This window comes from Psychrobacter lutiphocae DSM 21542 (genome assembly GCF_000382145.1).
GTDB classification, from domain to species: Bacteria; Pseudomonadota; Gammaproteobacteria; order Pseudomonadales; family Moraxellaceae; genus Psychrobacter; species Psychrobacter lutiphocae.
In genome coordinates this window covers 37,771-42,753 of sequence record NZ_KB907634.1, presented here as the reverse complement: position 1 = coordinate 42,753, position 4,983 = coordinate 37,771, and the positions used below count along the sequence as shown (strand labels likewise).

Annotated in this window: 3 protein-coding genes and 1 CRISPR repeat array; all 3 genes read right to left on the bottom strand. The window is 43.6% G+C overall.

Features of this window, described 5'->3' with window-relative positions; translation table 11 throughout:
• Positions 1 to 125: 125 nt before the first annotated feature.
• Positions 126 to 505: a CRISPR direct-repeat array (repeat unit 36 nt; unit sequence GTCTTAATCGGTACGTACCTCTGCATAGTGCAGAAC).
• Positions 506 to 677: 172 nt separating this feature from the next.
• Genes cas2 through csx16 form a run of 3 tightly spaced genes read right to left on the bottom strand, consistent with a single transcriptional unit; the run spans position 678 to position 4,343 of the window.
• Positions 678 to 971 carry a CRISPR-associated endonuclease Cas2 gene (gene cas2 / locus H140_RS14145; RefSeq protein WP_019672871.1) on the bottom strand — a complete coding sequence of 98 codons (294 nt, stop codon included), beginning with the start codon at positions 969 to 971 and terminating at the stop codon, positions 678 to 680.
• A 43-nt stretch (positions 972 to 1,014) separates the two neighbouring features.
• Positions 1,015 to 4,023: a CRISPR-associated endonuclease Cas1 gene (gene cas1 / locus H140_RS0106580; protein WP_019672870.1), complete on the bottom strand. Its 3,009-nt coding sequence runs from the start codon at positions 4,021 to 4,023 to the stop codon at positions 1,015 to 1,017.
• Positions 4,024 to 4,031: 8 nt separating this feature from the next.
• Positions 4,032 to 4,343 (bottom strand): CRISPR-associated protein Csx16, encoded by a 312-nt coding sequence (csx16, locus tag H140_RS0106575; protein WP_019672869.1) that lies wholly within the window; start codon positions 4,341 to 4,343, stop codon positions 4,032 to 4,034.
• Positions 4,344 to 4,983 lie beyond the last annotated feature (640 nt).

Genomic DNA, 4,983 nt, shown 5'->3' with positions numbered 1-4,983 from the left:
TCTTAATCGGTACGTACAACTCGAGCACAGCTCTCCCCTTGCGAACAGGCAAAGCAGTGCTTTGCTATTTCTGTTCTCATGCATAGTGCAGAACGAAAAGACAATAGACATTGTCTATTTCAAAAGTCTTAATCGGTACGTACCTCTGCATAGTGCAGAACTTAAGAAAGGTTGAAAAAACAATAAATATTAGTCTTAATCGGTACGTACCTCTGCATAGTGCAGAACACTTAAATAACTAAAACTAATATAACTGTATTACTGTCTTAATCGGTACGTACCTCTGCATAGTGCAGAACAGGTTTAATTAGCAAATAACAAGAGCGTTTAGTCTTAATCGGTACGTACCTCTGCATAGTGCAGAACCTAGCCGAATACAATCGTGCGTACCTTGAGCAATAGTCTTAATCGGTACGTACCTCTGCATAGTGCAGAACAAGCCACTAATGCCCAGAAATTAGCTCTAATAGTCTTAATCGGTACGTACCTCTGCATAGTGCAGAACCCTGCCATTTTCAAAGCCACACCACATATAGCGTCCAGAGGACAAAATTAGCGATGTCGAATTTCAAAAGGCTGTTCGAGGTTAAGTATATCATAGGTCGCCAATGGATTTTTCACTTTTTTGATTGTTGATTAAAAAATAGTTTATACAAAATAGGTCACAAGATACGCCGCTATTCAATAAAGTAAATATACTCTTCATCTAAATCTTCAGGTGGCGCACCAATCTTTATCACTTTGCTATTAACCCCATAGCAGCGTATGTGCCCCGTTTCGATAGTCAAAGACTCTAGCTTATCGAGCAGCCTTTTTTTGTCGCCTCGGGTTAGATGACATTCATAGACGCTCTTTTGCACCCGAAAGCCATAATCACGCAGCACACCATCTACCTTGCTGCGCTCTTTATCATTACTAATATCATAGACAAAGACATATAACGGTGCTTGCTGTTTGGTTACGTTTGACATCGCTCACCTCCTTGTTGGCTCATGTTCAACGGTTTGCTATCCGTTATTGGCTCTCTATATTATCGATAATCAATGTTTGAGGCGATTCATCAGGCAAGCTAAATTGCACATTATCTTTGTCTGCATACCAATAAAACCACACCAAGGATTGCTGCTGAGTCGCCCAATGTAATAAGGTACGCACTTGTATTAATATAATGTCTTCTAAAAAGGTCTGATTGATCTTACTGGCAAATGTCGATTGCAACTGATTACTCAATAGGTGCAGCGCATCATTATTCAGCTTCCAGCCTTTTTTGGCATCTAAATGAAAGCTGTCTGCCTGTATTTGCTTACGGTTAATCAAACGCAGCACCGTCTTGTCGACCTGCACTCGGAACAGCTCCATGATGTCATACACTAGCGTCTCATAATTCTGCTCTGGCTCATGCAAAAAGCTAAGATACGGGTTTAATCCATGGCTGTGCAACAAGCCACTAATCCGAGTAAACAACCAATAGTAGCCAAAATTAAGCATGCTATTTAGCCGATCTGGGCCACCACGACTACGCCGCTTACTCGAAAACGCTGCTTGTTGATCGCCAATCATCACACTTTGCAAGCGCTGAAAGCAGATCTTAGCGGCCTGCCCCTCATATCCCATCAAGGCTTCGATGGTTGTGGCACTGCTTGCCTGATTAGCGATTTGATCGAGTTGTTTGTTAACCTGAGCATCGCCTTTGCGGTAGCTATTGATTATCCAAGTTTGGTAATTGTTAATCTTCGCCAATACCAAGTCTGCCGCTATCGCCATGCGCTCACTTGGCTTTAGCTGTTGATGACGCTGATATTGCTCTGCACTTACTGCATAATATTCAGCATGGCTTGGCTTAAAGGTACCCACCTGAAACCCCCACTGATTGACCAAATGCACGCTAATATGATGCTTGGCACACGCCGTAAGTAATGGGCTAGATAAGCTATGGTTACCCATGACTACCAGTTGACTGATGCGCCTAAGCGGTATGACTTGTACCAGCTGATTACTCAAGGGTGAAGTGCTAAGACTTCTGCCAGGCTGCTTGCGAGCCTGCTTTTGACGTACTTCAAGCGCACCGCCATTGATACCCAAATATTTGCGACTGCCCGTTATCATAATCGGCTTACGCTGACGCAGCACTGGCACAATCGATTTGTCATCACTGCCCTCTTTGTCAAATCGATAACCCAAAAACTCAAAACCATTATTAACCGCTGTAATCGCTGTCTTAGAAAGTGACAAATTAAGACCAAGCTCTGATAAATGCTGATCTAGCCACGCTAGCGTAGTATTGGCATCAGCCTCACTACGACAGAACATCAGCACATCATCAGCATAACGCACAAAGGCAAAGTGCTCTGCATTAATCTGCTCATCAAGCATGGCCAAATACAAGTTGGCCAATACCGGTGACAGCGGGCTACCTTGCATCAGACCTTTAAACCTTAGGTGCTCTTTTACTACCGTACCACTGGCATTGCTTACTGTATAGCCAACCTGCATCAGTTTCTTAATCAGGGCTATGGTTTGCAGTTCACGTTGCGGCAGTATGGTTGCCAGACGTTGCCAGAGACGCTCAAAAGGCACATTGTCAAAAAAGGACTCAATATCGGCCTCAACCACCCAGCCAAATCCCGAGTCAATCAGCGCCTGCACCTTGTCACGTGCCATCTGTCTTGAGTAACCTTTACGATAGCCTAATGACAGCGGCGACTGATAACTCTCTATCGTCTTAGCAATACTGTTAAATACCAACCGATGTACCATCATATCGACTTGCTCAAGCTCCTCAATACAGCGCTTACCGCCTTTGGGCTTGGGTACAAAGATGGCACGTGTCGGCTTAGGTGCATACACTCCAGTCGACAGCTGAGTATAGATCAGCTCTGTTAAGGCATCGACTTGCATAATCCTGCCCTTATCATCCACCACAGGCTCAAGCTCATGGCGCTCAAGCACCTCTTCGATGGCATGCTTAATTTTATGCTTATCCATCAGATGCCGTTGCCACAAAGTCGGTGCAGAATGTTCAAGCTGCTGTTGGGTCAAAAAGTAGCCCAGACCATTAATGTGCATACGCTGACCCAATAGGTGAATACTAGACAGCACCGTTAACAACTCATCGACTTCTAGCCAAGCCCCTTTGAAGGTTAACCAGCCAGCATGACCTTTATGAAACTGTATTTTTGATTGAGATCTGGCACTGCTGGATTTAGATACGGTTTTAATCTCATGACGCTCATGCAGTTGATAAGTCGACAAGGGGCTTTTTAATAGCAAAGGCGTCCACTGTTTAAACCAGCTTTCAATCACTTTATTTTGCTGAGGAAACCACTGGCACAGCCTTTTTTGGCTATTATGAATAAAGGCATATTTAAGGATATCTGCCGTAGAAAGGTTACTGACTTGTTTTTGCTGGGTTTTATTTAGACTAAAGTTCGCTGGCGTGTCAATTAAGATGGTCATCTCTTGAGGGCTGCCTTGGACAGGCGCTGTCTCTAGCTCTTGCGCATCTATTGGCGCCTTTGCCTGCTTATTTGCAATTTGGCATTTGGCAAGCTTATTTGCTGTCAACGGTGGTAGCTGAATCTGATGTGGCTTTAGACTGGGGATATTTGCCAAGCTAAAGCCTGTGTTTTCAAGGGTCAAACGTACTGCAAACCAGTCTAACCACGCTTGGGCTAAATGGCTATACTTCCCCCCAAACACAAGGGAAATGGGAATAATCTCGCCTTTTTTTAGCGAAACTTTGTGATAGGAAGTTTGTGTTGGATGGAAGGCAATCAAGGGAAAGTTGGGATGGTTAAAATACTGTTTTTTGGCCTCTAAGTGCTGAATAATGATGTTTTTTTTATGCTCATCACGACATCGATGCAACTGCTCTAGATACTGATCTTCAGTTGTATTGATGGTCTGTATCAATCCCCACAAGCGAATATAGATATTCTCAGGCTTACGGTGTGTTGTGTCAGAATGCCAAATCAATTGGCAATCTGCAGACTGCCAATCTAGAGTATGTGAGGCTGTAACCATAGTATTTTTTATCCATAACGGTTGTTGTCTATTCTTTTAACCTCATAGGCTTCAAGCTTAGCATCTAGCTCAGACAATTGCGCAGCTGATAGCTCCATTCCTCTGAGCGACTCAGGGATATACAAGCTCAGATGCACATAACGCACACCCATCTCATTTAGGTCTGCCACTATGTTGATGGGTAGTGAGCCAACAAGGGTGTCACCTGGGTTTAGACCATCATAATTTTCAAGATGTGTCAGGTGTTTGTCATAGTGATGCCCCATATGTGTCATCCACTCTACAGCGCCCATATGACGGCTTACTAAATAGGTTACCATAATAATTTCTCCACTAGGCAGATAAGTTTTTTGTTTCTGGTGACTATATTAAAGCATTCCTTTTAACAGCGTCAGTTCGGCAAGCTTGCCAAAAACAAAAAAACCGGAGTCTGATTCTATCAGATTCCGGTTTTGGTATTGCTTATAGGTTTTATGCATATCGCTGAACTTATCGAGAGTACCAAAGAAACATTCCTTAGCTCTTAGTCGGTACGTACAACTCGAGCACAGCTCTCCCCTTGCGAGCGGGTGAAACAGTGTTTCACTTTATCCGCTCTCATGCATAGTGCAGAACGATTCAATTCTGGTAAAACACATAAAGCTCCTACGTCTTAATCGGTACGTACAACTCGAGCACAGCTCTCCCCTTGCGAGCGGGTGAAACAGTGTTTCACTTTATCCGCTCTCATGCATAGTGCAGAACCCATATAAACTATCAAGGAAACGACTTTGCGTCTTAATCGGTACGTACCTCTGCATAGTGCAGAACTTATAGAAATGCTCTCGGCACATAACATCTCTAGTCTTAATCGGTACGTACCTCTGCATAGTGCAGAACGAGAATATACTAACCATCAATGATATGGCTACTTAGTCTTAATCGGTACGTACCTCTGCATAGTGCAGAACTTTCCACAAC

Bases quoted from the DNA above. Each gene is read 5' to 3' on its own strand.
- cas1 (WP_019672870.1), bottom strand. From the start codon at position 4,023: ATGGTTACAGCCTCACATACTCTAGATTGGCAGTCTGCAGATTGCCAA.
- cas2 (WP_019672871.1), bottom strand. From the start codon at position 971: ATGTCAAACGTAACCAAACAGCAAGCACCGTTATATGTCTTTGTCTAT.
- csx16 (WP_019672869.1), bottom strand. From the start codon at position 4,343: ATGGTAACCTATTTAGTAAGCCGTCATATGGGCGCTGTAGAGTGGATG.